General features: G+C 46.0%; 1 protein-coding gene. It reads right to left on the reverse strand.

The features are described from left to right. On the reverse strand, window positions 1-571 hold a 571-nt coding region (locus QZL69_RS07235; protein ID WP_291518838.1), incomplete at its 3' end, for an anaerobic ribonucleoside-triphosphate reductase activating protein. Window positions 572-726: the final 155 nt, after the last annotated feature.

The following is a 726-nucleotide window of genomic DNA, read 5'->3' on the forward strand; positions in this document are numbered from 1 at the left end:
GGAGATAATAAGCTTTGGCACCCTTTAACCATACGCCGATCTTATGGAAATCTTCTTCGCTGTGCAGTTCGCGCACAACTGTCGTCCGGAATTCATAATCCAGTTTCCCGTGCAGCAAAAAATCAACCGTTTCTTTTACCGCATCCAGATCGGGCTTCAGAAGCCCGGTCAGGGAAGGGTAATTCTCCGGACAGGCTTTGATATCGACAGCAGCCATCTGGATGAGATCTTTTTCTGCAAGATCTTTCAAAACTTCTGGCTGCGTTCCGTTTGTGTCAAGTTTGACCGGATATCCCATCTCGCGGATTTTAACAATAAAATCTTCAAGGTCTGCACTCAGTGTCGGTTCCCCGCCGGAAATACAGACCCCTTCCAGAATCCCGGTCCGCTTTTTGAGAAAACGCAGAACTTCTTCCTCAGAAATCTCCGGCTCCTCGGAAGGATGCAGCACCAGAGAACTGTTCTGGCAGAACGGACAGCGGAAATTGCAGCCGCCAAGAAAGACCGTCGCCGCAACCCGCCCCGGATAATCAAGTAATGTCGTTTTATTTAAACCATGTATATGAGGCATGATTTCCCCTTCTTTCATCATGATATCTGATATTTTATTCTAGTTATTTTTCGTTGCTTTTGCAAGCGGATTTCTTTATACTGGATAGCAGTAACTGATTGTTACTGTTCAGAAAGCAAGTGAGTTGAAGGTTCATGGAAATCAGGAGGCAGGAT

Origin of the sequence: Blautia sp. CAG:237 (assembly GCF_000436615.1) — a bacterium.
Taxonomy (GTDB): Bacteria; Bacillota; Clostridia; order Lachnospirales; family Lachnospiraceae; genus Blautia_A; species Blautia_A intestinihominis.